This window comes from Allobosea sp. UNC402CLCol, assembly GCF_000745475.1.
In the GTDB taxonomy this organism is placed as follows: Bacteria; Pseudomonadota; Alphaproteobacteria; order Rhizobiales; family Beijerinckiaceae; genus Allobosea; species Allobosea spartocytisi.
On the sequence record NZ_KN050692.1, the window covers coordinates 352,310 to 377,262 of the forward strand.

The following is a 24,953-nucleotide window of genomic DNA, read 5'->3' on the forward strand; positions in this document are numbered from 1 at the left end:
ATCACTCCGCCGGAGCCGGCTCGGCGGCCGGTGTCGTGCCGGGCTTGCGGCGGCGCGCCCACAGCGCCTCGGCCGTGCCGAGGATTCCCTTGGGCAGGAAGAGCGTCACCACCACGAAGAGGCCGCCGAGCGCGAAGAGCCAATAGGGCGCCATGAAGCCCGAGGTGAAGACGGTCTTGGCCCAGTTGACTACGACGGCGCCCAAGGCCGCGCCGACAAGCGTGCCGCGGCCGCCGACCGCGACCCAGATCACCGTTTCGATCGAGTTGGCCGGGGCGAATTCGCTGGGGTTGATGATGCCGACCTGCGGCACGTAGAGCGCGCCTGCCACGCCCGCCATGCAGGCCGAGACGGTGAAGACGAAGAGCTTGAAGCGGTCGACCCGGTAGCCGAGGAAGCGGGTGCGCGACTCCGCGTCCCGGATCGCGATCACGACCTTGCCGAGCTTCGAGACGACGATGCCGCGCGCGATCAGGAAGCCGACCGCCAGCATCACGCAAGTCAGGGAAAACAGAGCGGCACGAGTCGCTTGCGCCTGGATGTTGAAGCCGAGGATGTCCTTGAAATCGGTCAGGCCATTGTTGCCGCCGAAGCCCATATCGTTGCGGAAGAAGGCGAGCAGCAGCGCATAGGTCAGAGCCTGGGTGATGATCGAGAGATAGACGCCGGTGACGCGCGAGCGGAAGGCGAACCAGCCGAAGACGAAGGCGAGCAGGCCGGGCACGGCCAGCACCATCAGCATGGCGAAGGGGAAGGACGAAAAGCCGTACCAGTACCAGGGCAATTCCTGCCAGTTCAGGAAGACCATGAAGTCGGGCAGGATCGGGTTGCCATAGACGCCACGCGAGCCGATCTGGCGCATGAGGTACATGCCCATGGCGTAACCGCCGAGCGCGAAGAAGGCGCCGTGGCCCAGGCTCAAGATGCCGCAATAGCCCCAGACCAGATCGAGCGAGACCGCCAGCAGCGCGTAGCAGAGATATTTGCCCCAGAGCGACATGGTCGAGGTCGGCACATGGAAGGGCGAGGAAGCCGGCAGCAGCAGGTTCGAGAGCGGCACCAGCACGGCCAGACCGAGCAGGATCGCGAGAAAGATGCCGCCGCGCCGGTCCATCTTCTGCAGGAGGAAGCGGGTGATCATGCTTCCACCGCCCGGCCCTTGAGCGCGAACAGGCCGCGCGGGCGCTTCTGGATGAAGAGGATGATGCAGACCAAGAGCGCGATCTTGCCGAGCACCGCGCCGGCATAGGGCTCGAGCAGCTTGTTGGCGACGCCGAGCGTCATCGCGCCGACCAGCGTGCCCCATAGGTTCCCGACGCCGCCGAAGACCACGACCATGAACGAGTCGATGATGTAGCTCTGGCCGAGATTGGGGCTGACATTGTCGATCTGGGAGAGCGCGACGCCGGCCAATCCCGCGACGCCCGAGCCGAGCCCGAAGGTCAGCGCGTCGATGCGGCCAGTGCGGATGCCCATGGCCGAGGCCATGCGGCGGTTCTGGGTGACGGCGCGCATCTGCAGCCCCATCGGCGTCAGCTTCAGGATGGCGAGCAGCGCCGCGAAGACCAGTCCCGCGAAGACGATGATCCAGAGTCGGTTATAGGTGATCGCGAGACCGCCGAGATCGAAGGCGCCGGACATGAAGGCGGGAGCGCCGACCTCTCGGTTGGTCGGGCCGAAGGCGGTGCGGACCGCCTGCTGCAGCATCAGGCTGATGCCCCAGGTCGCCAGCAATGTTTCGAGCGGCCGGCCATAGAGGAAGCGGATGACGCCGCGCTCGATGGCGATGCCGACCGCGCCCGAGACGATGAAGGCCGCCGGCAAGGCGATGGCCAGCGACCAGTCGAACAGGCCGGGCGCGTTCGCCCGGATGATCTCCTGCACCACGAAGGTGGTGTAGGCGCCGAGCATGACCATCTCGCCATGGGCCATGTTGATGACGCCCATCACACCGAAGGTGATGGCAAGGCCGATGGCGGCCAGCAGCAGCACCGAGCCGAGCGAGAGCCCGTACCAGAGGTTCTGCGCCATGGCCCAGAGACGCAGGCGGCCCTCGATGGCGGAGATCGCCCTCGCCTGCGCGTCCTTGAGCGCCGGGGTCGCCTCGCCCGCGAGCGAGCGCAACGTCGCCAGCGCATCCTGGTCGCCGCGCTCGCGCAGCAGGTCGATGGCGCCGAGACGGTCGAGCGGGGCGGCATCGGGCTTGGCGATCAGGATCGCGGCCTGGGCCTGGCGCAGGGCGGCGAGCGCGCGCGGATCGGTCTCCTTGCCGATGGCGGATTCGACGATGGGCAGGAGGCTGGCATCGCGCGACTTGAAGACCGCTTCGGCCGCGGCAGTCCGTTTCGCGGGTTCAGGATTGAGCAGGCTCAGGCCGCCGAGCGCGGCCTGCACGGTGCGCCGCACCGCGTTGTTGAGGCGAACGGTCTTCACATCCGCCGGAGCGGCGGTAAGCGCAGCGCCGGTCCTGGCGTCGACGAAGCCACCGGCCGGGGTCTTCAGCACGACGCCGCCGGGGCCGGCGAGCAGGCGACCGTCGTTCAGGGCTTCGACGATCAGCGCAGCATTGGGATGGGCGGTCGACACCAGGATTTCGACGGCGCGCGTCGTGTCGGAATAGCTGTCGGCGGCGAGGCGCGTGAAGGCCTCGTCGGCAGTCTGCGCGAAGGAGGCGATCGAGGCCGCGACCAGTGCGACGACGATCACTCCGAGATGCAGCAGGCGATAAAGGAAGGACATCAAGACCGGCTTCCGCATTCAGGTCATCCCGGGCGCCCGCAGGGCGACCCGGGATCCGGGCGTTTCCCCGAAAAGCTCAGGCATCGATCCCGCCTCTAGGCTTCGCTCCGCCGGGATGACGGAGCGGGACGAGCAACCGCGATGGAACGGCGAGATACGAGGCGAGATACGAGGGACGACCGGGATATTTCCCGTGCCGCCCCTCCCCCTCATGATCTCAGGCGCCACCGCACTTGTTGGTCTTGACGTTGAAGTTGCCGCACTTCTTCTCGACCCAGTCGCCGACCAGATCCTTGGAGCCGTCGAGCTCCTTCGACCAGGCATCGCCCGGAACGAGGCCGGAGGTCTTCCAGACCACGTCGAACTGGCCGTCATCCTTGATCTCGCCGATGAAGACCGGCTTGGTGATGTGGTGGTTGGGCAGCATCTTCGAGATGCCGCCGGTCAGGTTCGGCGCCTCGATGCCGGGCAGCGCGTCGATGACCTTGTCGGGGTCGGTCGACTTGGCCTTCTCGACCGCCTTCACCCACATGTTGAAGCCGATGTAATGCGCCTCCATCGGGTCGTTGGTGACGCGCTTCGGGTTCTTGGTGAAGGCCTGCCACTGCTTGATGAAGGCCTCGTTCTCCGGCGTCTTGATCGACTCGAAATAGTTCCAGGCGGCGAGATGGCCGACGAGCGGCTTGGTGTCGATGCCGGCAAGTTCCTCCTCGCCGACCGAGAAGGCGACGACGGGAATGTCGGTCGCCTTGATGCCCTGGTTGCCGAGCTCCTTGTAGAACGGCACGTTGGCATCGCCGTTGATGGTCGAGACCACGGCCGTCTTCTTGCCGGCCGAGCCGAACTTCTTGATGTCGGAGACGATGGTCTGCCAGTCGGAATGACCGAAGGGCGTGTAGTTGATCATGATGTCCTCGGGCTTCACGCCCTTGGATTTGAGATAGGCCTCGAGGATCTTGTTGGTCGTGCGCGGGTAGACATAGTCGGTCCCGGCGAGCACCCAGCGCTCGACCTTCTCCTCCTTGGCGAGATAGTCGACGGCGGGGATCGCCTGCTGGTTCGGGGCCGCGCCGGTGTAGAAGACGTTGCGCTCGCTCTCCTCGCCCTCGTACTGGACGGGGTAGAACAGGATGTTGTTGAGCTCCTTGAAGACCGGCAGCACCGATTTGCGCGACACGGAAGTCCAGCAGCCGAAGGTGGCCGCGACCTTGTCCTTGGTGATCAGCTCGCGCGCCTTCTCGGCGAAGAGCGGCCAGTTCGAGGCCGGATCGACCACCACAGCCTCGAGCTTCTTGCCGAGGACGCCGCCCTTCTTGTTCTGCTCCTCGATGAGCATGAGCATGACGTCCTTCAGGGTCGTCTCGGAGATCGCCATCGTGCCCGAGAGCGAGTGCAGGATGCCGATCTTGATGGTCTCCTGCTGCGCCGCCGCCGGCAGATAGGAGGAACCGAGGAAAGCGGCGCCTGCGAGCGCGGTGCCGAGGAATTCGCGACGATTGCTGTTCACGGGCTGCTCCCGAATATTCCTGTTGAGCGGCGCCGCGATCGGCACCGACAGGCCTCCCCGGCCCGAAGGCAGGTATCGCAAGCCACATGCCAACCGGCCTCACCGAACGGGTCGTCGCGCAAATCTCTGCCGCTAGGTCAGCAAACCCCGCATTTCCTGCGAAAGAGGCGGGCCCCGACGCAATGATCAGGTCACATCGATCATTTCTGCTCATTTTGCAGGCAAATCCACTGCCTGCTAATTGCGCACCGCACCATCCGCCTGAAATTTAGCCCGCAAACACGCCGCTCACGGCGCAGCGGACAGCGCTTTTTTTGGCATTTACGTGGAGCCGAGAATCACCCTAGCCTCATCTGGTCGGTAACAACTGAAAGGAGGTGATCCAGTGTCTCATTGTCATCAGCCGCTGGTGCAAGGCGGGTGGACCTGGACCTCTTCTTGCTGGGGTTCGTGTTCCGCGTGAGTTTTCGCACCTTTGATCCGGTTCGCTGGATCGCGGTTCGACAATGGAAGGGCTGTCCGAAAGGGCGGCCCTTCTTCTTTTCGTCTCGCGAATGCTGGCACTTGCTCGCCGGCCGTGGCAGACAGTCGGGTGTGGTTCATATCCTTCCCATCCTGACGAGCGGCGCCCCGTGAACGTGCCTGAACCGAGCCGCGAGGCGATCCTCGATTTCATCGAGGAGGAGCGTTCCGCCGGCCGCGAGGTCGGGCGGCGTGAGATCGCGCGTGCCTTCGGCCTCGACCAGGGCGGCAAGATCTGGCTCAAGCGCCTGCTGCGGGAGATGGAACAGGAAGGCGAGATCGGCGGCGACGGCAAGGAGCGCCCGGTGCATCCGCGCGGCGCCCTGCCCCCGGTCCTGCTCTGCGAGGTGAAGTCCCGGGATCGCGACGGCGATCTCGTGGCGCAGCCGCTCGAATGGAACGAAGCCGATGACGGCGCGCCGCCGCGAATCCTGATCGAGAACCGGCATGAGGGCCGGCGCAAGCCGAAGGATGCACGCCCTGCCCCCGGCGTCGGCGATCAGGTCCTGCTCAAGCTGACGCGGCTGCGCGGCGTCGATGGCTTCGCCTATTCCGGCCATGTGCTGAAAGTGATGGGCAAGGCGAAGGCCGCCGTGCTCGGCATCTTCCGGGCCCTGCCCGACGGTTCCGGCCGGCTCGTCCCGATCGACAAGAAGGCGCAAGGGCGCGAGGCGATCATCCCGAAGGGACGCACCGGAGAGGCCGAGGACGGCGATCTCGTCTCGGTTTCGCTCCGCCGCGAGAGCCGCTTCGGCCCGCCGGAGGCGCAGGTGCGCGAGCGGCTGGGCTCGCTCAAGTCGGAGCGCGCCGTCAGCCTGATCGCGATCCATGCCCACGGCATCCCGCATGAATTCCCGCCGGCGGCCCTCAAGGAAGCCGCCGAGGCGCCGCTAGCGAGCCTGAAGGGCCGCGAGGATTGGCGCGAGCTGCCGCTCGTCACCATCGACCCGGCCGACGCCAAGGACCATGACGACGCGGTCCACGCCGCGCCGGACGAGAGCCCCGACAACCCCGGCGGCTTCGTCGTCACCGTGGCCATCGCGGATGTCGCGGCCTATGTGCGGCCCGGCTCGGCGCTCGACCGCGAGGCTCTGGAACGGGGCAACTCGGTCTATTTCCCCGACCGCGTCGTGCCGATGCTGCCGGAGCGGATCTCGAACGATCTCTGTTCGCTGCGCGAGCATGAGGACCGGCCGGCGCTGGCCGTCAGGCTCGTCCTGAAGGCGGACGGCTCGAAGAAGAGCCATTCCTTCCATCGCGTATTGATGCGCTCGGCGGCGAAGCTTTCCTACCAGCAGGCGCAGGCCGCCATCGACGGCACGCCGGACGAGAAGACCGGCCCGATCCGCGAGAGCGTGCTGATGCCGCTCTGGGCGGCCTATGGCATCGCGGCGCGTGCCCGCGACCAGCGCCAGCCGCTCGAACTCGACCTGCCCGAGCGCAAGCTGGTCCTGAAGCCCGACGGCGCGGTCGAGCGCGTGATCGTGCCGGAACGGCTGGCGGCGCATCGATTGATCGAGGAGTTCATGATCCTCGCCAATGTCGCGGCCGCCGAGACGCTGGAGAAGGCCGGGAGCCTGTTGATCTATCGCTGCCATGACGAGCCCTCGCTCGAGAAGATGCGCGCGCTCGGCGAGGTCCTGGCTTCGATCGGCATCAAGCTGCCGAAGGACGGGGCGCTGAGGCCCGTGCTGTTCAACCGCATCCTCGGGATGATCAAGGGCTCGGAAAACGAGACGCTGATCAACGAGGTGGTGCTGCGGACCCAGGCGCAGGCCGAATATGTCGCGGAGAATTACGGGCATTTCGGCCTCAATCTACGCCGCTACGCCCATTTCACCTCGCCGATCCGGCGCTATGCCGACCTGATCGTGCATCGCGCCCTGATCACGGCGCTGAAGCTGGGCGAGGACGGGCTGCCGAAAAACGTGACGCTCGCCGAATTGCGCGAGGTCGCGACCCGCATCTCCGCGGCGGAGCGGCGCGCCATGGCGGCCGAGCGCGAGACCACCGACCGGCTGATCGCGCATTTCCTCGCCGACCAGATCGGCGCGAGCTTCGACGGGCGCATCGGCGGGGTGAACCGCGCCGGGCTCTTCGTGAAGCTCGACGGCACCGGTGCCGACGGCTTCGTCCCGGCCTCCACGTTGGGCGGCGACTACTATCGCTATGACGAGGCGGCCCATGCGCTGATCGGCGAGCGCACCGGCGAGAGTTGGCGGCTCGGCGACAAGGTCCATGTCAAGCTCGTCGAGGCGGCGCCGGTCGCAGGCGCGCTGCGCTTCGAGCTGCTCTCGGCCGGCCGCACCGTGGCGACCGGACGCGCTGGCAAGCGAAGTGGCGGCACGCCATATGGAACGAGCCGACCCGCCGCCTCCTTCGGCCGGACAGGCAAGACCAGGCCGGGCAAGAGCGGGGCGGGCAAGAGGCGCCGATGAGCGTTCAGTTTCACGGTCCTGCCGGGGACGCCGGCCTGCGCGACTGGCGCGGGGCGATCACGCGCGGCGTCAAGGGCCGCTGCCCGCATTGCGGCGAGGGCCGGCTGTTCCGCGCCTTCCTGAAGCCCGTCGACCGCTGCGAGGCTTGCGGCGAGGACCTTTACCACCAGCGCGCCGACGACCTGCCGCCCTATATCGTCATCACCATCGTCGGCCATGTCGTGGTCGGCGGGTTGCTGCTCGCCGAGAAATACGGCGACTGGCCGATGTGGTGGCACATGGCGCTGTGGCCCACTCTGACGATCATCCTCTGCCTGGCCCTGATGCAGCCGGTGAAGGGAGGCGTCATCGGCCTGCAATGGGCCTTGCGGATGCATGGCTTCGGCGGCGAAGCCGATCAGCCCGAGCGCCAGCCCCTGCCTTCCCGCGGACGCAATCCATGACCGACCATACCGTCACCCTGACCCAGGCCGAACGCGCGCGCGTCACCGTCAACCTGCGCCCCAAGGACGCCGCGACGATGCTGATCATCGATCGCAACGACGCCCGGCCCAAGGTGCTGATGGGCAAGCGCCATGAGAGCCACAAATTCATGCCGGGCAAATATGTCTTCCCCGGCGGCCGCCTAGACGACGGCGACCGGCGCATGGTGGCGACCGGCGCATTGTCGCAGATCTGCGAGGACCGGCTGCTCAAGCGCGCTGTGCGGCCGAGCGCGAGCAAGGCGCGCGCGCTGGCGCTGGCGGCGGTCCGGGAGACGTTCGAGGAAACCGGCCTGCTCTTCGGCTCGGACGAATTCGGCGTGCCCGAATTGGCGCCCGAGGGGAGCTGGAGCGAGTTCGCCGGCCATGGCGTGTTCCCGGATCTCTCCGCCATCACCTTCGTCGCCCGCGCGATCACACCGCCGCGCCGGCCGAAGCGCTTCGACACGCGATTCTTTACCATCGACGCTTCGGCCCTGGCCAAGAAGATCGACGGGGTGACGGGACCCGATTCGGAATTGACCGACCTGGTCTGGGTCGATTTCGACGAGGCCAAGGCGCTCGACCTGCCGAGCATCACCAAGGTCATCATCCAGGAGGTCGAAGCGCGGATCGCAGGCGGATTCGCGCCCTATCTGCCGGTGCCGTTCTATTGGGAGAAGCGCGGCAGCTTCGTGCGCGAGGAGCTTTGAAGCGCGACGAGGCCGCATTCCCGGATGAAGCGCACATCCGGCCACGCTATTCTTCCTTGACTTCGCCGGCCCTTTGCGGCATCTCCCGCGCTGACGGTTTGCCGGGTCTGCCCGGCCATTTTCTTTTCTGAGGGCCATCCGCGGCCCGCATGGTTCGAGGATAAGCCCATGGCCAAGGCCGTGACGATCAAGATCAAGCTGCTTTCGACCGCCGACACCGGTTTCTTCTACGTGACGAAGAAGAACTCGCGCACGATGACCGAGAAGATGTCGAAGAAGAAGTACGACCCGGTCGCGCGCAAGCACGTCGAGTTCAAGGAAACCAAGATCAAGTAAGGCACCCGCCTTCGGATCTGGATGCTTTTTGCAAAGCCGCCCGCCAGGGCGGCTTTTGCTTTTCGGGTGGCCCGAGCTTCGCAAAACAATCCGCCAGGCCGCGGCGACCGCTCCGGACCCGCGTGAAGCCGGCACCGGCGACCGCATCCTCCGCCAGGGGATGGAGTGCCCGGCTATTCTTCCTGGGACGTGGGATAGCCACCACGGTCGAACTGTCGCTCGCTCCGCTTCTGGCGATCCCGATCGGCCGTCATGACGCAGTTCGCGAAGGCGTCCGTCCCGCGCTGGAAGCCGTAGGCATCGCAGCGAGAGCGATCCTCGACGATGGGCTCGGGCGTGCTCGCGCAAGCACCCAGAGCGAGGACGAGAGTTGATGCAGCAAGGAGCCTCATGGCCACCAGCATCGTCGAGCGCATGGCGAATTTAGGGCCATCGTTCGATGCCGATGCGTCGGCGGCTCCGCCGCCACGCTTGCCGCTTGGTGTCAGCCTGCAGCGCGCCGGCGCCGCGCAAGACGCGGCCCCTCGCAACGCTTTCGCAGGCAAGCCTGTTAATCGGCTGCTCGACACGCTATTTGCTGGAGCAGCGCTGTTTCGGCTTGGCATGCGCCGCTAGAGTTTCCCCGGCACCGATCACGGAGTGCTTTCTTTGGCGAATCAAGAGGATGGGAAGGCGCATCACAGAACGAGCGGTCTCGCGCGACACTTGTTGAAGCTGCTCGTCGAGATCGACTCGTCGCGCTTTCTCAGCAAGAGAATCGCAGCGGCGCTTGGATTGATCGGCCTGCTTGGAAGCTTCGCTGCCGCCGGCTATTGGCTGCCTGCGCTCTTCCAGCACTATTTTCCGGGATAGGCTATCTGCTCCCGTCGCGCTGAAAGCGGCGAAGCATGGGCTTGCGGCTTTATCTGTTGCCACCGCTACCGGAGATGAGGTGGCCGGTCGGCGACGGTTCTGAGGAGGCCAGAATTCCGCTGCCGACCGGCCGAGCCCTTCGGTTTCCCAGGAGATGCGGCGGACCTGAGTCTCCGAGGGGCATTACCGAGCAGCGATGCCGCTGCGTTGCGGAAACACTTACAATCTGACTGAAACGAATCAATCGAATACGACCGATTCGCCATTGTTCATCGATTTTTAACCTTACCTGCTAAGCTTAAGCTTGAGGCTGCGCGCACTGACTCAAGGTCACGTTTCACGAATCGGCGCAGCGGCTTAGCGGAAAGACTTCATCCGCTGGATGCGGAAACGCCCTCAAGCGGCGTTGGCGGCAATCACGCGGTTGCGGCCGCTGGCCTTGGCCCGATAGAGCGCGTCGTCCGCGCGCTTCACGATATCGGCGGAGGAGGCGTCGCCGGCCTTGCGGCTCGCCACGCCGATCGAGACCGTGACCGGGATCTCGCGACTGTTGTTGTAAATGGCGAAGGGCGTGTTCTCGACGCGCTCGCGAATGCGCTCCGCCACGGCATAGGCCGCCTTGGGGCCGGTTTCCGGCAGAACCACCACCACCTCCTCGCCGCCCATGCGCGCGACGAGATCGATGCCGCGCGTGCAGGCGCGCACCCGGTCGGCGAATTCCTTCAGCACCTCGTCGCCGGCATCGTGCCCCCAGCTGTCGTTGACCACCTTGAAGTGGTCGACATCGAGCACCATCACCGACAGGGCGCGGGCCCTCAGCGCGGATTCGTCGAACATCGCGGCGAGGCGCGTGTCCATGAAGCGGCGATTATGCAGCCCGGTGAGCTGGTCCAGCACCGCCATTTCCATGGAGGATTGCAGGCTGTCGCGCAGCCGGTCGGTGAAACGCTTGCGGCGCACCTGCGTGCGCACGCGGGCGAGCAGCTCGTTGCGGTCGATCGGGCGGATCAGGAAATCATGCGCGCCGATGTCGAGCCCGCGCAGGATGCGGCCCCGATCCTCAGCCTCCCCCATCAGCAGCACCGAGATGTCACGGGTGCGGTCGAGTGAGCGGAGCTGGCTGCACAGGCGCAAGCCGTCCTGCCCCTGCAGGTCGAGGCTGATCAGGACCGCGTCGACATCTTCTTCCGCCGCCCGCACAGCCGCCCGCTGGGAATCGGGCTCGACCTCGACGAGATGGAAGGCCGAAAGCGCGCTCTGCAGGCGCTCGGCGACCGAGACGCGGTCCTCGACCAGCAGCACCCGCCCGTTGAGGCCGGTTTCGGCGGCGGCCGCCACCAGAGGATCGGCGATGCCGAGGCGGCGCGAGGCGGCGGCGCGGTTGCGCAGCTCGTCCGTCATGGATTTCAGCCGCGAAAGGCTGCGCACCCGCGCGAAGAGCGCGACATCGTCGAGCGGCTTGGTGAGGAAATCATCGGCCCCGGCATCGAGACCCTGCAGGCGGTCGCGCGGCTGGTCGAGCGCCGTGACGATCACCACCGGGATATGCGCCGTCACCGGCGTGCTCTTCAGGCGGCGGCAGACCTCGAAGCCGTTCATGCCCGGCATCATCACGTCGAGCAGCACGATGTCGGGCTCGCCCCGCTCGCAGATCGCCAGCGCGTCAGGGCCGCTCGTCGCCGTGAGCACGTCGAAATACTCAGCCGAAAGCTTCGCTTCCAGCAGCTTCAGATTGGCGGGAACGTCATCGACGATGAGGACGCGAGCGGACATGGAAGGGCTTTCGACTCAGGCTGCGCCGGCATAGGCGCGGACGGTCTCCAGGAATTTCGCTACCGAGATGGGCTTCGACAGATAGGCCTCGCAGCCGCCTTCGCGGATGCGCTCCTCGTCGCCCTTCATCGCAAAGGCGGTGACGGCGATGACGGGGATGGCCTTGAGGTCGTCGTCCTCCTTGATCCATTTCGTGACCTCGAGCCCCGAAACCTCCGGGAGCTGGATGTCCATCAGGATCAGGTCCGGCCGATGGGTACGGGCCAGCTCGATGGCCTCGATCCCGTCCGAGGTCTTGAGCGTGGCATAGCCATGCGCCTCGAGCAGGTCGTTGAAGAGCTTCATGTTGAGCTCGTTGTCCTCGACGATCAGAACCGTCTTCATTCGGCCGCCCTTCGTGCTGCGCCGCCAAAATCCGACTTGCGTCGGAGCTTCGGCCTGGCGGCTTCGTTCGCTAAATGTGCTAGCATGACAGCAGTTGACGAAACGCAAATCGAATATGCGACACGAGGCCGATGGCACCGCGACAAAGCTTTCCCGACGCCGAGGCGCTGGCGGTCCAGGCGCTGGGCTTCCTCGCCGCCGAACCCGAGCGAATCGGGCCTTTCCTGGCCACGACCGGGCTTGATCCCGCGAATTTGCGCGCCGCCGCCGGTGAACCCGGCTTCCTTGCCGCCGTGCTTGATCATATCGGATCGAGCGATTCGCTCCTGCTCGAATTTGCCGAAAATTTAAGGCTGAATCCGGAAATCGTGGCCGAGGCACGCCGCCGGCTCGCCGGGGACGCGCCCGGCCCCGGCGAATTCGCCTGAATGAGCGGGGTTTTGCGCGTGCGCAGCCTGTGCCGCGATTGCCTGAACGACCACGAGGCCGCGGGCCCGCTGCGGCGTTGCCCGACTTGCGGCTCGCCACGGCTGATCCGCCACGCCGAGCGCGATCGCTTAAGCCTTGCCCATATCGACTGCGACGCCTTCTACGCCACGATCGAGAAGCGCGACGATCCGAGCCTGCAGGACAAGCCGGTGATTGTCGGCGGCGGCAAGCGCGGCGTCGTCTCGACCTGCTGCTATATCGCCCGCACCTATGGGGTGCGCTCGGCCATGCCGATGTTCAAGGCGCTGGAGGCCTGCCCGGACGCCGTCGTCGTCAAGCCGAACATGGCGAAATACGTCTCGGTCGGCCGCGAGGTCCGGCAGATGATGCGGGAGCTCACGCCGCTGGTCGAGCCGCTCTCGATCGACGAGGCCTTCCTCGACCTCTCCGGCACCGAGCGGCTGCACCATGCCAGCGCCGCCGAGACGCTGGCGCGCTTTGCCCGGCGCGTCGAGGACACGCTCGGCATCACCATCTCGGTCGGGCTGTCCTATGCGAAGTTCCTGGCCAAGGTCGCCTCCGACCTCGACAAGCCGCGCGGCTTCTCGATCATCGGCCGGGCCGAGGCCGTCGCCTTCCTCGCCGACAAGCCGGTCGGGCTCATTCCCGGCATGGGGCCGGCGAGCGTCGCCAAGCTCGCGGAGGGGGGCTTCAAGCTGATCGGCGACCTGCGCGAGGCTCAAGACGAGAATCTCTTCCGTCTCGCCGGCAAGGACGGGCCGCGGCTGAAGAAGCTCGCCAACGGCATCGACCCGCGCAAGGTCACGCCCGAGCGCGAGACCAAGAGCGTCTCCAGCGAGACGACCCTGGATGTCGATCTCTCAGGTTTCGAGGAGCTGGAGCCGATCCTGTGGCGGCTCTGCGAGAAGACGTCGAAACGGCTGAAGGCTCAGGAGCTTGCGGGGCGGACCATCACCCTGAAGCTCAAGACAGCAAGCTTCCACAGCATCACCCGCGCGACCCGGCTGCCGGAGCCGACCCAGCTCGCCGCCAGGCTTTTCGCCGCCGGGCGCGACCTGCTGAAGCGGGAATGCACCGGCCCGCGCTACCGGCTGATCGGCATCGGCACGAGCGATTTCAGCCCGCCGGCCGAGGCCGATCACGGCGATCTCGCCGACACCGCCACGCCTCGGCTGAAGGCCATGGAGGGCGCGCTCGACAAGCTGCGCGCTCGCTTCGGCGACGCTTCGATCGGCCGGGGCCTGAACCTCAGGCTGCCGCAGCGTCCGTCGAGCGAACCGGCTATTTCGCGCAAGGCTCCTGAGAAAGAAGGTCCAGACGGCTGAGGGTGCCGCGCAGGGCGAAGCTGCCGTAATCGAGATGGATCGCGCCGGTGACGCCGTTCTCGTAGAGCTCGAAGGAGATGGTGTAGGACGGCGTCGATTCGCCTGCGCCGACCTTGTAGTAGGAGATCGAAACCGGCCAGCGGGCGATCTTCTCGAATTCCGGACGCTGCAACGGCTTCTCGGACGGCGCGGCCTCGATGCGCTTCCCGATGATCGAGAGCGTGTCGTAGACCTCCTTGCCGCTGTTGGCGCCGTCATAGAGCCGCACGTTCAGCGTGGTCTTGCCGGCGCGCGCGGCCTGGATCACCGCCTTCATCTGCGCATTGGGGAAAAGGGCGTCGTTCGGCTCGCGATAGGCCTCGGCCTTGGGCTGGCGCAGCTTGACCTCATAGCCGCCGCCGGCCTTCTCGGCCGTGCCGTCGACCGTTTCGGGCTGGGCGCCGCCCGACGAGCTTTCCGTCTTGAAACGGTAGCTCGCGCCGTCGCCGGCCTCGAAGCTGGTGGTGCGGGCATCGACGACGCGCGGGCCGGCCTCGGTGCCGAGCTGCGTCACCTGCCGGAACGAAAGCGCGTAGCCCTCGCAGGCGTCGCCGGTGAACTCGAAGGCGATGCGGCCCTTCGCCGCCTCGATGTTGCCGGACGGCTTGGCGCCGTCGAGAACGAGGTCGTAGACGGCGCGATGCGGCGCCAGCACCACCCGGTCGGCCGCATTGCCCTTCGGCGCGGCCTTGTCCTGCGAGGCGCTCTGGGCCTGCGCCCCGCCCGCCAGCAGCAGCGCCGCCACGCAAACCCGCCCCGCAAGGCCGAATAGACTTCCGCTCATGATGTCGCTTGTCCGCTTCCTGTCAGCGAAATCTAGGTGCATTGCGGCAATGGCGCAAACAAGGCGAAACGCCTCGGCTTCCGTGCCGTGGCAGACCTGCCCGCGCGGCATGCCGCGGCGCTTGCGAGCCGTCCGGCCATCGGCCATGAAAGGCCCCTGCCCTCGTTCGCGCAGCCAGACGGAGCCAAGACCATGAACGTCGTCGATACCAAGCTCGCCGAACTCGGCATCACCCTTCCGACACCGGCCGCGCCGATCGCCAATTACGTGCCCTACGTCATCACGGGCAAGCTGCTGGTCATCTCCGGCCAGCTCTGCTTCGGCCTCGACGGCAAGCTCTCCGACAAGCACAAGGGCAAGCTCGGCGCCGAGATCTTCAACGAGGCGGGGTTGGAAGCGGCACGGCTCTGCGCCATCAACGTGCTCGCCCAGGCGAAAGCCGCGCTCGACGGCGATCTCGGCCGGATCGTGCGCTGCGTCCGCCTCGGCGGCTTCATCAACGCCGCCCCGCATTTCTCCGCCCTGCCGGCGATCATGAACGGCGCGTCGGACCTGATGGTCGAGGTTCTCGGCGACAAGGGCCGTCATGCCCGCTCGACGGTCGGCGTCGCCGAATTGCCGGCCGATGCCGCGGTCGAAGTCGAAGCCATGTTCGAGATCGCCTGATGAGCGCCGGCCTCGCAAAGGGCGCCAGCCGGCCCGATCTCGGCTGGCTGGTGGCGAAGCCGATCGCCCATCGCGGCCTGCACGATCTCTCCGCCGGCGTGATCGAGAACAGCCCCTCGGCGGCGAAGGCGGCCATCGCTGGCGGCTTCGGCATCGAATGCGACGTGCAGCTCACCGCCGACGGCGAGGCGGTGGTGTTCCACGACTTCGTGCTCGACCGGTTGACGGGCGAGACCGGGGCGGTCGTGGCGAAGACGGCGGCCGAACTCGGCAAGATCACGCTCAAGGGTTCGAGCGACCCGATCCTGACGCTCTCCGCCTTCCTCGACCTGATCGGCGGCCGGGTCCCGCTCGTCATCGAGATCAAGAGCCGCTTCGACGGCAATCTCGCCCTGACCCGGCGCACGGCGGAGGTCCTGACCGGTCATGCGGGCCAGCCGATCGTGATCAAATCCTTCGATCCCGAGATCGTGACCGCCTTGCGCACGCTCGCGCCGCAGATCCCCCGCGGAATCGTCGCGATGAACGCCTATGATTACGGCGATTACGACAAGCTCTCGCCCGAACGAAAGCATGCGCTCGCCAATCTCCTCCACTTCACCGAAAGCCAGCCGCACTTCCTCTCCTGGAAGGTCACGGACCTCGAAAGCGCCGCGCCCTATCTCTGCCGCAACGTCATCGGGATGCCGCTGATGAGCTGGACGGTACGCACCCCGGAGGAACGGCAGCGGGCGGCCGATTTCGCCGACCAGATGGTGTTCGAGGGCTTTCGCCCTTGAGCGACGGCCCGGGCGACAGTCTCAGCGTCCGCGTTGCGACCTCGCTCAAAGCCGTGCCCGCCGGCGCGTGGAACGCCTGCGCCAATCCTCATGCCTTGCAGGACGCCCTCGCGGCGCCCTGCTCCCCATCCGCGGAAACCGGCATCGACCGCGACAACCCCTTCGTCAGCCATGAATTCCTGAGCGCGCTGGAAGAGAGTCGCTGCATCGGCGGCCGCTCGGGCTGGTCGCCGGCCTATCTGGTCGTCGAGGACGAGAGCGGGCAGATCCTCGCCGCGAGTCCCAGCTTCCTGAAGAGCCACAGCCAGGGCGAATATGTCTTCGATCATGGCTGGGCCGATGCCTATGAGCGCGCCGGAGGGCGCTACTACCCCAAGCTCCAGGTCGCGGCGCCCTTCACGCCTGCGACCGGCCCCCGCCTGCTCGTCGCCGATACGCCGCGCGCCGAAGAGGCGCGCGCAGCCTTGATCGCCGGGCTGGAGGCGCTGCGCGGGCAGACGCAGGCCTCCTCCGTCCATGTCACCTTCGCGCAGGAGCCCGACGTCACGGCGCTGAAGCAGGCCGGCTATCTCGAGCGCAACGATCTGCAGTTCCACTGGCAAAATGGCGGCTTCGCGGGCTATGACGACTTCCTCGCCACGCTGGCCTCGCGCAAGCGCAAGGCGCTGAAGCGCGAGCGGCGCGAGGCGGTTTCGGCCGGCATCACCATCGAGGCTCTGTCGGGCTCCGACCTGACGGAAGCCGTCTGGGACGATTTCCACGGCTTCTATGAGGACACCGGCTCGCGCAAATGGGGCCGGCCCTATCTCAACCGGGAATTCTTCTCGCGGGTCGGCGCAGCGATGGGCGAGCGGGTCGTGCTGATCATGGCGAAGCGGGCCGGGCGCTACATCGCCGGCGCGATCAATTTCCGTGGCGCCAACACGCTCTACGGCCGCAACTGGGGCTGCATCGAGGATCATCCCTTCCTGCATTTCGAGGTCTGCTACCATCAGGCCATCGACTACGCGATCGCGCATGGGCTCGCCCGGGTCGAGGCCGGGGCGCAGGGCGAGCACAAGCTGGCGCGCGGCTACCGGCCGGTCATCACCCGCTCGCTGCATCACATCGCCGATCCCGGCCTGCGCCGGCCGGTCGCGAACTATCTGGCGCAGGAACGCGCGGAGATCGCAGCCGCGCAGGCGGCGCTGGAGGCGGACGGACCGTTTCGGAAGGCAGAGGGCGACAATGACTGACGGCCCCGTCGAGCCTGCGAGCCCGCTGCTGTTCTGCACGGACGCCGAGCTCGGCTATCGCCGCAGCCTGAGCGATTTCTCGCAACCCCTGACGCTCGACGAGAGCTACCGACTGGCGCATCTGCCGCTGGTGGCGCCGGACCATCCGCGCGTCATTCCCTGCCAGGACGGCAAGTTCTACGAGATGGGCCGGCATCCGCGCGTGTTCTCGCTGGTGCTGCCGGTCGACGACGCGACCCTGCAAGCCTCACCGGCCTTCCGCGAACTGCAAAGCGCGCTGAAAGCGGCTCCCTTCGCCGGCAAGATCGCCTGGGACCTGCTTCCGAGGCGACGCGACAAGCTGCACGCGACCATCTGCGGTTCGCTTGGCATCGACAAGCCGCCCGCCATCGCGCCTGAAACCCGCCGGGCGCTGGCCGGGACTGGTCCTTTCGCGGTCGAGCTGCGCGGGCTGTTCTCCGGAAACGTCAATCGCGGGCGCCTCTATCTTCCCGTCTATCCGCAGAAGCAGGACGGGGTGAACATGCTGCACAAGGTCCAGGCGGCCTTCGGACGGCCGCCGGGCGATCTCTGGCTCGTCGGGCTCTACAATCTGACCGAGGATCTCGATGCGGCGGAGACGGCCGCCCTCGCCGCTCTCATCGAACGCTGGCGGGACGTGGCGCTGCTGCGATTCACCCTGCGCGAGCTCTGGCTGCTCGGCGCCAACGACGATCTCGTGCTCGACTCGCAGATCACGGAGACACTGCCGCTCGGCGGTTGACGCAGGGGCGCCGGCGGCCCCGCGGCCTTGACGCCCCGGCGGCCGGGCCACAGGTTGCGACACCTTCGTCGAACCAGCCGGACCCGCCATGAGCGCCTATGACCCGTCCAATGTCTTCGCCAAGATCCTGCGTGGCGAACTGCCCTCCCAGACCGTCTACGAGGACGCCGAGACGCTCGCGATCATGGACATCATGCCGCGCGCCGACGGGCATGTGCTGGTGCTCCCGAAAGCCCCCTGCCGCAACATCTTCGACGCCCCGCCCGAGGCGCTGAAGGCCGTCGCGCTGACGACGCAGAAGCTCTCGCATGCCGTGAAGGCCGCCTTCGACGCCGACGGACTCACCATCCAGCAGTTCAACGAGTCGGCCGGCGGCCAGGTCGTGTTCCACCTGCATGTCCATGTCATGCCGCGCTTCGAGGGCGTGGCGCTCAGGCCCCATACCGGCGCGATGGAAAAGCCGGAGATCCTCGCCGCCCATGCCGAAAAGATTCGCGCCGCGCTGAAAAATTCCTGAGGAGCATGTCACAGCGGCGCGGGCTGCCTCGTCCTGTCTTCATCAACTGATGGAGACGAACCATGAGCCAACGCCTCAACGCCTTTCAGGCCGCGCCCGGCGCGATCGACGCGATGCTGAAGACGCAGACCTACATCAATGAATGTGGGCTGGAGCACAGCCTGCTCGAGCTGGTGAAGATGCGGGCGTCGCAGATCAACGCTTGCGCCTATTGCCTGCACATGCACGCCGCCGATGCGCGCAAGGCCGGCGAGACCGAGGCCCGGCTCTATTTGCTCGACGCCTGGCACGAATCGGACCTCTACACCCCGCGCGAGCGTGCGGCGTTGGCCTGGACGGAGGCGCTGACCCGGCTCTCGCAAGGTGCGCCGAGCGACGAGGCCTTCGCGGAGCTGCGTGCGCATTTCAGCGAGAAGGAATGCGTCGACCTGTCGCTCGCCATCGGCGCGATCAACAGCTGGAACCGGATCAATGCCGGCTTCCGTACGCGCCATCCGGCCGACAAGCCGGCGAAGGCCGCCGCCTGACGCTCACGCCTTGACCGGATCGGCCCACAGGCAGAACCTGCGGGCCGGCAACCGCTATCTCTGTCATCTCATCGGATTTCCCCGAAAAGTGGCTTCCACTTTTCGGTCCGATGCCAGCGAGAACCGCCATGAACAAGCGCCTCAACCCCTATACGACCGCCCCCGATGCATTGAAGCCGATGATGGCGCTCGAGGAGGCGGTCGCGAATTCCGGCCTCGAGCACAGCCTGATCGAGCTCGTGAAAATGCGGGCCTCGCAGATCAACGGCTGCGCCTATTGCCTGCACATGCACTCCGCCGACGCTCGCAAGGCCGGCGAGAGCGAGGCCCGGCTCTACCTGCTGAGCGCCTGGCATGAATCCGCGCTCTATACGCCACGCGAGCGCGCCGCCCTGACCTGGACCGAGGCGCTGACGCTGGTGTCGCAGACCCATGCGCCGGATGCCGATTATGAAGAAGCCTTGCGCCATTTCAGCGGGGAGGAAATGGTGAAGCTCACCCTGCTGATCGGCGCGATCAATGTCTGGAATCGGATCGCGATCGGCTTCCGTTTGCACCATCCCAATGACAGGGCGCCGAAGGCTGCGGCAGCCTAGGAATCCGTATACACGGGATTTCATGACGGACGCCACCGCCGCCGGCTTCGAGCTTCATCGGCCCTATCTGATGCGCCTCGCCTACCGCATGCTCGGCTCGCTCAGCGACGCCGAGGATGTGGTGCAGGATGCCTGGCTGCGCTGGCACGAATCCGCGCCCGAAGCGCTGGCGAACCCGCGCGCCTGGCTCGGGCGCGTGGTGACGCGGCTTTGCCTCGACCTGATGAAATCGGCCCGGCGGCGGCGTGAGAACTATGTCGGAGCCTGGTTGCCGGAACCGCTGATCGAGGAGATCGGCGGCCCTTCCCGCGACGAGGACAATCTCGACATTCCCTATGTGCTGCAGCTCGCCCTGGAGCGATTGTCGCCGCTCGAGCGCGCCGCGTTCCTGCTGCACGACGTGTTCGACGTGCCGTTCTCCGACATCGCCGACACGCTGGGGCGCAGCGAGGCGGCGTGCCGGCAGCTCGTCTCGCGGGCGCGCCGGCATGCGCGGCAGGATGCCCCCCGCCACCCGCTCTCGCCGGACGAGGCCCGCCGCTACGCCATCGCCTTCTTCGAAGCGGCCCACAGCACCGATCCCACAGCCCTGAAGGGGCTGCTCGCACAGGATGCGGTGTTGCATGGCGACGGCGGCGGCAAGGCGAGCTCGGTGCTCAACCCGATCTTCGGGCGCGACAAGATCGGCCGCTTCTTCGCCGGCCTCGCCCGCAAGCCGGAGCAGCAGGGTTTCGCTCCACGCTACGAGCCGGTGCTGATCAACGAGATGCCCGGCTATATCAGCGTGGAAACCGACACCGAGCAGGCCGTGGTGCTCGATATCCGCGATGGCCAGGTCCATGCGATCTACGTCATCCGCAACCCGGACAAGCTCGGCCCGGTGCGCGACCGCCTCAAAGGCAGCTAGACCGCTCCGAACAGCCAGACGCCACCGATCAGCACCGCCTCCCCCATCAGAACCGCGAGCATCATGCGCCGCCGATCGATCGCCATGACGGCGACGGCGGCGGCCAGCGCCGTGATCCGTATCAGCAGCGGTGCGTGGGCCAGCGCACCCGGCGGCGAGACGATGAGCTTGGCGACAATGCCGGCGAGCAGCGCGGTTGCAACGGCGCGGACCCAGTCGAGCAGAGCCGATTCGGCACCGAGCCCGCGTGCGAAGACCACGGCGAGCCAGCGCCAGATCTCCGTCGGCAGCACCGCGAACAGAAAGAGCGCGAGATAGGGCCAATACGGCCCGTCGAGCCAGGCGATGGGCTGGGTCATGCCGTCTTTCGCCTTTTGCCGACGAAGAGCGCGATGGTCCCGGCGACGAGTCCGGCCACGATGAGGTCGAAGCCGCCGCCGATGAAGCGCTCGCAGATCGGGGCCAGCACGAGGCCGAGGATCAACGCGACCACATCGCCGCGATGGCGCAGCCCCGCCGTGAGCGAGACGAGGAAGAAGATCGGCGTGAGGCAGAGCAGCCCGGCGGCGAACGGCAAGGGCAGCGCCCCGACGAGATAATAGCCCGCGAAGGTGCCGAGCGCGCTCACCGCCATGCAGGTGTTGGCGAAGGCGAGGAAATAGGGAACGCGCTGGTGCAGCGGGATCGCCGGCAGCCGCCGCAGGCCCTCGGTCCAGGCGGTGACGGCGACGTAATGCGCCAGCAGGAGCTGCAGCCAGACGCTCTGGCCGGGGCGGCGCAGCAAGGGCAGGATCGCGACCGTCATCGGCAGGAAGCGCAGCGACGCAAAGCCGATCGCGATGGCGATCGCGCTCCAGGCCGCGCCCGCCGCGATCGAGGCAAAGAACAGCACCTGAGAGGGGCCGGCCCAGACGAGAATGGTGGAGAGGACCGCGCTGCCGACGGGGTAGCCGACATCGCGCGCCAGCGAGCCGATGCCGACCAGGCCGAAGCCGACGATCCAGGCCGGCAGCGACAGCGCATCGCGCATGCCGGCCAACGCGACGCGCTGCCAGCTCCAATCGGCGGATACGCTCATGCGGTCATCGGCGGGAAGGCTCGGGAGGGTTCAGGTCCCGGCGAATCCGGAGCCCCCTCCTCTATCGTTCACGCAGCCGACGCTTGCATAGACATCAGCAAGCCGGCCTGCCCTGCGGTAGTTGCAAAGGGAACCAGGCGGCGAAGCGGAATCCGCGAGCACCGCACAGCCGCAGGGTTCAGCGACGAGCCATGGCTTCGCCGCGCGCGGGATGACGGCGCCGCCTCAGCCCTTGCCCTTCAGGGCCATGGCGATCAGCTCGTTGGCGAAGTCGACCAGCTCCTTGGGGATGCCGCCGACCGACTTGATGCCGAGATAGATCAGATAGATGAAGGCCGGGACCAGGATCCAGCCCAGCACCTCCTCGAAGATAATGCGCCGCCGCCGGCGGCGGCTGCGCTTCTCGAACCAGCCGAGCTTTTCCTTCTGCCGCGGCGGTGGCGCGGCGGTTTCGGTCGCGACCTCGCCGGTCTCGGTCGCCAGCGTCGCAGTCTTCCGTCTGAACAGCACGTCTTAACGCCTTCTCACGCCTTGGTCAGCGGAACCTTCGGCACCGTGCGGACGGCACGGCCGGACGCCTTGGTCGGCGCGGCCGAGCCGCCCGGTGCCCCATTCGACCCCGTGCCGGCTGACCCTGCACCACCTTTGGGAGCACGACGAGGCGGAACGGGCTTGGCCGGGGCGGCGCCCGACACCTTGGCGCGCGACTTCGGCTCGCGCTTTGCGGTGGCGGCCACGACATCCTTCTCCGGCTTCGGCTTGACCGGGCCATCGGGGAACTCGAGGCCGAGCACCTTGATGCCGGTCTCGGACTGGACGACCACGACCTTGACGGCGCCGCCGCCCTTGAGACGCCCGAACAGCACCTCATCGGCGAGCGGCGTCTTGATCGTCTGCTGGATGAGCCGGGCCATCGGCCGGGCGCCCATCGCCTCGTCATAGCCGTTCTCAACCAGCCAGTCGCGCGCCTCGTCCGAGAGCTCGATGGTGACGTTGCGGTCGGCGAGCTGCGCCTCGAGCTGGAGCACGAACTTGTCGACGACGCGGGCGACCACGGTCTTCGGCAGGTGGCCGAAGGAGATCGTCGCATCGAGACGATTGCGGAACTCCGGCGCGAACAGCTTGTTGATCGCCTCGGTATCGTCACCCTCGCGCTTCTGGCGGGTGAAGCCATAGGCGTTCTTGGCCAGATCGGCCGCGCCGGCATTGGTCGTCATGATCAGGATGACGTTCCTGAAATCGACCTGCTTGCCGTTGTTGTCGGTCAGCTTGCCGTGGTCCATCACCTGCAGGAGGATGTTGAACAGGTCGGGATGGGCCTTCTCGATCTCGTCGAGCAGCAGGACGCTGTGCGGATGCTGGTCGATCTGGTCGGTCAGCAGGCCGCCCTGGTCGAAGCCGACATAGCCCGGAGGCGCACCGATCAGCCGCGAGACGGTGTGGCGCTCCATATATTCCGACATGTCGAAGCGGATCAGCTCGACGCCGAGCGAAGAGGCGAGCTGGCGCGCGACCTCCGTCTTGCCGACGCCGGTCGGGCCGGCGAAGAGATAGCTGCCGATCGGCTTCTCGCCATCGCGCAGGCCGGCACGGGCGAGCTTGATCGCCGAAGACAGCGCCTCGATCGCCTTCTCCTGGCCGTAGACGGAGCGCTTCAGCGTCTCCTCGAGGTTGCGCAGCACCTCGGCATCGTCCTTCGAGACGGTCTTGGCCGGGATGCGGGCCATGGTCGAGATCGCGACCTCGACCTCCTTCACGCCGATGGTCTTCTTGCGCTTGCCCTCGGGCAGCAGCATCTGCGAGGCGCCGGTCTCGTCGATGACGTCGATCGCCTTGTCCGGCAGCTTGCGATCATGGATGTAGCGCGCCGAGAGCTCCACCGCCGCCTTGATGGCGTCGCTGGTGTAGCGCAGCTTGTGGAACTCCTCGAAATAGGGCTTGAGGCCCTTGAGGATCTCGATCGTGTCCGGGATCGACGGCTCGTTGACGTCGATCTTCTGGAAGCGGCGCACCAGCGCCCGGTCCTTCTCGAAATACTGGCGGTATTCCTTGTAGGTGGTCGAGCCGATGCAGCGCAGCGTGCCGGAGGCGAGCGCGGGCTTGAGCAGGTTGGAGGCGTCCATCGCGCCGCCCGAGGTCGCACCGGCGCCGATCACCGTATGGATCTCGTCGATGAACATGATCGCCTTCGGGTGCTGCTCGATCTCCTTCATCACCTGCTTGAGGCGCTCCTCGAAGTCGCCGCGATAGCGCGTGCCGGCGAGCAGCGTGCCCATGTCGAGCGAGAAGACGGTGGCGTCGTGCAGCACCTCCGGCACCTCGCCGCGGATGATCTTGAGCGCGAGGCCCTCGGCGATCGCGGTCTTGCCGACGCCGGGGTCGCCGACCAGCAGGGGGTTGTTCTTCTGGCGGCGGCAGAGGATCTGGATGGTGCGCTGGACCTCGGCCTCGCGGCCGATCAGCGGATCGATGCGCCCGTCCCTCGCCTTGCGGTTGAGGTTGACGCAGTAAGCGTCGAGCGCGCTTTCCTTTTTCTTCTTCTCCTTGTCGTCGCTCTGGCCCTGCTCGGCGCGCTGCTCACGCTGCGGCTCGGCATCGTCCTCGGCGCCGCGCACCGGACGGCTCTCGCTGGCGCCCGGGCGCTTGGCGATGCCGTGGCTGATGTAGTTGACCGCGTCGTAGCGGGTCATGTCCTGCTCCTGCAGGAAGTAGGCGGCGTGGCTCTCGCGCTCGGCGAACATCGCGACGAGCACGTTGGCGCCGGTCACCTCCTCGCGGCCGGAGGACTGGACATGGATGACGGCGCGCTGGATCACGCGCTGGAAGCCCGCCGTCGGCTTGGAATCGTCACGGCCGTCGGTGACCAGATTGGTCAGCTCGGCGTCGATGTAGTCGACGAGGTTGCGACGAAGCAGGTCGAGATCGACGCTGCAGGCGCGCATCACCGCGGCCGCGTCCTGATCATCGACCAGCGCGAGCAGGAGATGCTCGAGAGTGGCGTATTCGTGGCGGCGCTCATTGGCCAGAGCCAGAGCCCGGTGAAGCGCCTGTTCGAGACTGCGCGAGAAACTCGGCAAGGGGCGCGCTCCTATCTGTTTTGAGAGGGTGAAATACCCAAGGCTACTTCTTCTCCATCACGCATTGCAGCGGATGCATGTGCTTGCGCGCCAGATCCATCACCAGCGTAACCTTGGTCTCGGCGACCTCGTAAGTGAAGACGCCGCATTCGCCGACGCCGTTCTGATGCACATGCATCATGATCCGCGTGGCTTCGGAGCGATCCTTGTTGAAGAACCGCTCCAGCACGTGAACGACGAACTCCATCGGCGTGTAGTCGTCGTTCAAGAGCAGGACACGATAAAGATTGGGCTTGCGCGTGCGAGTCCGGGTCAGCACCGCCGTCCCGGTTCCCTCGCGCCCGCCATCGGCCGGCGGCCCGGCCCGTTTCGGGCGGTCGGCCATGCCGACGGTGCCCGCGACACGCTCAGCGCGCGCGGACATCCCCTGCGAAATCCCGGCTCGCATCGCTCTGCCCTGGCCTGCCTCGCTCATATCCGTCCGC

Annotated in this window: 27 protein-coding genes; 16 read left to right on the forward strand and 11 right to left on the reverse strand. The window is 66.7% G+C overall.

What is annotated here, in order from left to right:
* Nucleotide 1: 1 nt before the first annotated feature.
* From urtC to urtA, 3 genes are all read right to left on the reverse strand, one after another.
* On the reverse strand, nucleotides 2–1,141 hold the full coding sequence (gene urtC, locus GY40_RS24385; protein WP_038367987.1) for an urea ABC transporter permease subunit UrtC: 1,140 nt from the start codon (nucleotides 1,139–1,141) through the stop codon (nucleotides 2–4).
* Nucleotides 1,138–2,757 (reverse strand): urea ABC transporter permease subunit UrtB, encoded by a 1,620-nt coding sequence (gene urtB / locus GY40_RS24390; protein ID WP_156116070.1) that lies wholly within the window; start codon nucleotides 2,755–2,757, stop codon nucleotides 1,138–1,140. Before urtB ends, urtC begins: the two co-directional genes overlap by 4 nt.
* Before the next feature lie 199 nt (nucleotides 2,758–2,956).
* The gene (gene urtA, locus GY40_RS24395; RefSeq protein WP_248311271.1) at nucleotides 2,957–4,246 is read right to left on the reverse strand and encodes an urea ABC transporter substrate-binding protein; all 1,290 of its coding nucleotides are present in this window, start codon (nucleotides 4,244–4,246) and stop codon (nucleotides 2,957–2,959) included.
* A 632-nt stretch (nucleotides 4,247–4,878) separates the two neighbouring features.
* On the opposite strand from urtA, the gene rnr reads away from it, so the two are divergent.
* The 6 genes from rnr (at nucleotide 4,879) to GY40_RS27810 (ending at nucleotide 9,568) form a co-directional block, all read left to right on the forward strand.
* On the forward strand, nucleotides 4,879–7,206 hold the full coding sequence (gene rnr, locus GY40_RS24400) for a ribonuclease R (RefSeq protein ID WP_051988483.1): 2,328 nt from the start codon (nucleotides 4,879–4,881) through the stop codon (nucleotides 7,204–7,206).
* Nucleotides 7,203–7,649, forward strand: coding sequence for a DUF983 domain-containing protein (locus GY40_RS24405; protein ID WP_038367989.1), 447 nt, complete (start codon nucleotides 7,203–7,205; stop codon nucleotides 7,647–7,649). Before rnr ends, GY40_RS24405 begins: the two co-directional genes overlap by 4 nt.
* Nucleotides 7,646–8,380 (forward strand): NUDIX hydrolase, encoded by a 735-nt coding sequence (locus GY40_RS24410; RefSeq protein ID WP_038367992.1) that lies wholly within the window; start codon nucleotides 7,646–7,648, stop codon nucleotides 8,378–8,380. Before GY40_RS24405 ends, GY40_RS24410 begins: the two co-directional genes overlap by 4 nt.
* 168 nt (nucleotides 8,381–8,548) lie before the next feature.
* The gene (gene rpmG / locus GY40_RS24415) at nucleotides 8,549–8,716 is read left to right on the forward strand and encodes a 50S ribosomal protein L33 (RefSeq protein WP_038367996.1); all 168 of its coding nucleotides are present in this window, start codon (nucleotides 8,549–8,551) and stop codon (nucleotides 8,714–8,716) included.
* 390 nt (nucleotides 8,717–9,106) lie between these two features.
* Nucleotides 9,107–9,331, forward strand: a complete 225-nt coding sequence (locus GY40_RS27805) for a hypothetical protein (RefSeq protein WP_156116071.1) — start codon at nucleotides 9,107–9,109, stop codon at nucleotides 9,329–9,331.
* A gap of 93 nt (nucleotides 9,332–9,424) precedes the next feature.
* Nucleotides 9,425–9,568 carry a hypothetical protein gene (locus GY40_RS27810; RefSeq protein WP_156116072.1) on the forward strand — a complete coding sequence of 48 codons (144 nt, stop codon included), beginning with the start codon at nucleotides 9,425–9,427 and terminating at the stop codon, nucleotides 9,566–9,568.
* A gap of 396 nt (nucleotides 9,569–9,964) precedes the next feature.
* Here GY40_RS27810 and GY40_RS24425 read toward each other — a convergent pair whose 3' ends face one another.
* The gene (locus GY40_RS24425; protein ID WP_038368002.1) at nucleotides 9,965–11,341 is read right to left on the reverse strand and encodes a PleD family two-component system response regulator; all 1,377 of its coding nucleotides are present in this window, start codon (nucleotides 11,339–11,341) and stop codon (nucleotides 9,965–9,967) included.
* Nucleotides 11,342–11,356: 15 nt separating this feature from the next.
* A complete protein-coding gene (locus GY40_RS24430) occupies nucleotides 11,357–11,725 on the reverse strand; it encodes a response regulator (protein WP_038368004.1) in 369 nt (122 codons plus the stop codon).
* 131 nt (nucleotides 11,726–11,856) lie between these two features.
* On the opposite strand from GY40_RS24430, the gene GY40_RS24435 reads away from it, so the two are divergent.
* Nucleotides 11,857–12,153 (forward strand): DUF3572 domain-containing protein, encoded by a 297-nt coding sequence (locus GY40_RS24435; RefSeq protein WP_038368007.1) that lies wholly within the window; start codon nucleotides 11,857–11,859, stop codon nucleotides 12,151–12,153.
* Nucleotides 12,154–13,500: a DNA polymerase IV gene (locus tag GY40_RS24440; RefSeq protein WP_081925637.1), complete on the forward strand. Its 1,347-nt coding sequence runs from the start codon at nucleotides 12,154–12,156 to the stop codon at nucleotides 13,498–13,500.
* Here GY40_RS24440 and GY40_RS24445 read toward each other — a convergent pair.
* On the reverse strand, nucleotides 13,457–14,323 hold the full coding sequence (locus GY40_RS24445) for a cell envelope integrity EipB family protein (RefSeq protein ID WP_197062814.1): 867 nt from the start codon (nucleotides 14,321–14,323) through the stop codon (nucleotides 13,457–13,459). The two genes, GY40_RS24440 and GY40_RS24445, sit on opposite strands and share 44 nt — an antisense overlap.
* Before the next feature lie 192 nt (nucleotides 14,324–14,515).
* Here GY40_RS24445 and GY40_RS24450 point away from each other — a divergent pair, with 192 nt between their 5' ends.
* The 8 genes from GY40_RS24450 to GY40_RS24485 all read left to right on the forward strand — a co-directional run bounded on the left by GY40_RS24450 (nucleotide 14,516) and on the right by GY40_RS24485 (nucleotide 20,313).
* The gene (locus GY40_RS24450; protein ID WP_038368770.1) at nucleotides 14,516–14,989 is read left to right on the forward strand and encodes a RidA family protein; all 474 of its coding nucleotides are present in this window, start codon (nucleotides 14,516–14,518) and stop codon (nucleotides 14,987–14,989) included.
* On the forward strand, nucleotides 14,989–15,768 hold the full coding sequence (locus GY40_RS24455) for a glycerophosphodiester phosphodiesterase family protein (RefSeq protein ID WP_038368012.1): 780 nt from the start codon (nucleotides 14,989–14,991) through the stop codon (nucleotides 15,766–15,768). The genes GY40_RS24450 and GY40_RS24455 overlap by 1 nt, the downstream gene beginning before the upstream one ends.
* On the forward strand, nucleotides 15,765–17,003 hold the full coding sequence (locus GY40_RS24460; RefSeq protein WP_038368015.1) for a GNAT family N-acetyltransferase: 1,239 nt from the start codon (nucleotides 15,765–15,767) through the stop codon (nucleotides 17,001–17,003). The genes GY40_RS24455 and GY40_RS24460 overlap by 4 nt, the downstream gene beginning before the upstream one ends.
* Nucleotides 16,996–17,766, forward strand: coding sequence for a 2'-5' RNA ligase family protein (locus GY40_RS24465; RefSeq protein WP_038368017.1), 771 nt, complete (start codon nucleotides 16,996–16,998; stop codon nucleotides 17,764–17,766). Before GY40_RS24460 ends, GY40_RS24465 begins: the two co-directional genes overlap by 8 nt.
* An 88-nt stretch (nucleotides 17,767–17,854) precedes the next feature.
* On the forward strand, nucleotides 17,855–18,283 hold the full coding sequence (locus GY40_RS24470) for an HIT family protein (protein WP_038368020.1): 429 nt from the start codon (nucleotides 17,855–17,857) through the stop codon (nucleotides 18,281–18,283).
* Nucleotides 18,284–18,345: 62 nt separating this feature from the next.
* Nucleotides 18,346–18,810, forward strand: a complete 465-nt coding sequence (locus tag GY40_RS24475; RefSeq protein WP_038368023.1) for a carboxymuconolactone decarboxylase family protein — start codon at nucleotides 18,346–18,348, stop codon at nucleotides 18,808–18,810.
* A 128-nt stretch (nucleotides 18,811–18,938) separates the two neighbouring features.
* Nucleotides 18,939–19,406: a carboxymuconolactone decarboxylase family protein gene (locus tag GY40_RS24480; protein ID WP_038368026.1), complete on the forward strand. Its 468-nt coding sequence runs from the start codon at nucleotides 18,939–18,941 to the stop codon at nucleotides 19,404–19,406.
* 22 nt (nucleotides 19,407–19,428) lie between these two features.
* Nucleotides 19,429–20,313, forward strand: coding sequence for a sigma-70 family RNA polymerase sigma factor (locus tag GY40_RS24485; protein ID WP_051988484.1), 885 nt, complete (start codon nucleotides 19,429–19,431; stop codon nucleotides 20,311–20,313).
* Here the strand turns inward: GY40_RS24485 and GY40_RS24490 are convergent.
* The 5 genes from GY40_RS24490 to clpS form a co-directional block, all read right to left on the reverse strand.
* Complete coding sequence (locus tag GY40_RS24490) at nucleotides 20,310–20,672, reverse strand: AzlD domain-containing protein (RefSeq protein WP_081925639.1); 363 nt, start codon at nucleotides 20,670–20,672, stop codon at nucleotides 20,310–20,312. The genes GY40_RS24485 and GY40_RS24490 overlap by 4 nt on opposite strands.
* Nucleotides 20,669–21,391, reverse strand: a complete 723-nt coding sequence (locus tag GY40_RS24495; RefSeq protein ID WP_038368028.1) for an AzlC family ABC transporter permease — start codon at nucleotides 21,389–21,391, stop codon at nucleotides 20,669–20,671. Before GY40_RS24495 ends, GY40_RS24490 begins: the two co-directional genes overlap by 4 nt.
* 225 nt (nucleotides 21,392–21,616) lie before the next feature.
* Nucleotides 21,617–21,901 carry a hypothetical protein gene (locus tag GY40_RS24500; protein WP_038368030.1) on the reverse strand — a complete coding sequence of 95 codons (285 nt, stop codon included), beginning with the start codon at nucleotides 21,899–21,901 and terminating at the stop codon, nucleotides 21,617–21,619.
* 14 nt (nucleotides 21,902–21,915) lie between these two features.
* Complete coding sequence (gene clpA / locus GY40_RS24505; RefSeq protein WP_038368033.1) at nucleotides 21,916–24,468, reverse strand: ATP-dependent Clp protease ATP-binding subunit ClpA; 2,553 nt, start codon at nucleotides 24,466–24,468, stop codon at nucleotides 21,916–21,918.
* 43 nt (nucleotides 24,469–24,511) lie between these two features.
* Nucleotides 24,512–24,853 (reverse strand): ATP-dependent Clp protease adapter ClpS, encoded by a 342-nt coding sequence (clpS, locus tag GY40_RS24510; protein WP_038368775.1) that lies wholly within the window; start codon nucleotides 24,851–24,853, stop codon nucleotides 24,512–24,514.
* Nucleotides 24,854–24,953: the final 100 nt, after the last annotated feature.

What these genes read in the sequence shown, in the direction of transcription:
- GY40_RS24410 (WP_038367992.1), top strand. Translation starts at nt 7,646, where the DNA reads ATGACCGACCATACCGTCACCCTGACCCAGGCCGAACGCGCGCGCGTC.
- GY40_RS24425 (WP_038368002.1), bottom strand. Translation starts at nt 11,341, where the DNA reads ATGTCCGCTCGCGTCCTCATCGTCGATGACGTTCCCGCCAATCTGAAG.
- urtB (WP_156116070.1), bottom strand. Translation starts at nt 2,757, where the DNA reads ATGCGGAAGCCGGTCTTGATGTCCTTCCTTTATCGCCTGCTGCATCTC.
- GY40_RS24455 (WP_038368012.1), top strand. Translation starts at nt 14,989, where the DNA reads ATGAGCGCCGGCCTCGCAAAGGGCGCCAGCCGGCCCGATCTCGGCTGG.
- GY40_RS24490 (WP_081925639.1), bottom strand. Translation starts at nt 20,672, where the DNA reads ATGACCCAGCCCATCGCCTGGCTCGACGGGCCGTATTGGCCCTATCTC.
- GY40_RS24470 (WP_038368020.1), top strand. Translation starts at nt 17,855, where the DNA reads ATGAGCGCCTATGACCCGTCCAATGTCTTCGCCAAGATCCTGCGTGGC.
- GY40_RS24450 (WP_038368770.1), top strand. Translation starts at nt 14,516, where the DNA reads ATGAACGTCGTCGATACCAAGCTCGCCGAACTCGGCATCACCCTTCCG.
- rpmG (WP_038367996.1), top strand. Translation starts at nt 8,549, where the DNA reads ATGGCCAAGGCCGTGACGATCAAGATCAAGCTGCTTTCGACCGCCGAC.
- GY40_RS24480 (WP_038368026.1), top strand. Translation starts at nt 18,939, where the DNA reads ATGAACAAGCGCCTCAACCCCTATACGACCGCCCCCGATGCATTGAAG.
- GY40_RS24435 (WP_038368007.1), top strand. Translation starts at nt 11,857, where the DNA reads ATGGCACCGCGACAAAGCTTTCCCGACGCCGAGGCGCTGGCGGTCCAG.
- urtC (WP_038367987.1), bottom strand. Translation starts at nt 1,141, where the DNA reads ATGATCACCCGCTTCCTCCTGCAGAAGATGGACCGGCGCGGCGGCATC.
- GY40_RS24405 (WP_038367989.1), top strand. Translation starts at nt 7,203, where the DNA reads ATGAGCGTTCAGTTTCACGGTCCTGCCGGGGACGCCGGCCTGCGCGAC.
- GY40_RS24430 (WP_038368004.1), bottom strand. Translation starts at nt 11,725, where the DNA reads ATGAAGACGGTTCTGATCGTCGAGGACAACGAGCTCAACATGAAGCTC.
- GY40_RS27805 (WP_156116071.1), top strand. Translation starts at nt 9,107, where the DNA reads ATGGCCACCAGCATCGTCGAGCGCATGGCGAATTTAGGGCCATCGTTC.
- GY40_RS24485 (WP_051988484.1), top strand. Translation starts at nt 19,429, where the DNA reads ATGACGGACGCCACCGCCGCCGGCTTCGAGCTTCATCGGCCCTATCTG.
- clpS (WP_038368775.1), bottom strand. Translation starts at nt 24,853, where the DNA reads ATGGCCGACCGCCCGAAACGGGCCGGGCCGCCGGCCGATGGCGGGCGC.
- GY40_RS24440 (WP_081925637.1), top strand. Translation starts at nt 12,154, where the DNA reads ATGAGCGGGGTTTTGCGCGTGCGCAGCCTGTGCCGCGATTGCCTGAAC.
- GY40_RS24475 (WP_038368023.1), top strand. Translation starts at nt 18,346, where the DNA reads ATGAGCCAACGCCTCAACGCCTTTCAGGCCGCGCCCGGCGCGATCGAC.
- GY40_RS24465 (WP_038368017.1), top strand. Translation starts at nt 16,996, where the DNA reads ATGACTGACGGCCCCGTCGAGCCTGCGAGCCCGCTGCTGTTCTGCACG.
- GY40_RS24495 (WP_038368028.1), bottom strand. Translation starts at nt 21,391, where the DNA reads ATGAGCGTATCCGCCGATTGGAGCTGGCAGCGCGTCGCGTTGGCCGGC.
- GY40_RS24445 (WP_197062814.1), bottom strand. Translation starts at nt 14,323, where the DNA reads ATGAGCGGAAGTCTATTCGGCCTTGCGGGGCGGGTTTGCGTGGCGGCG.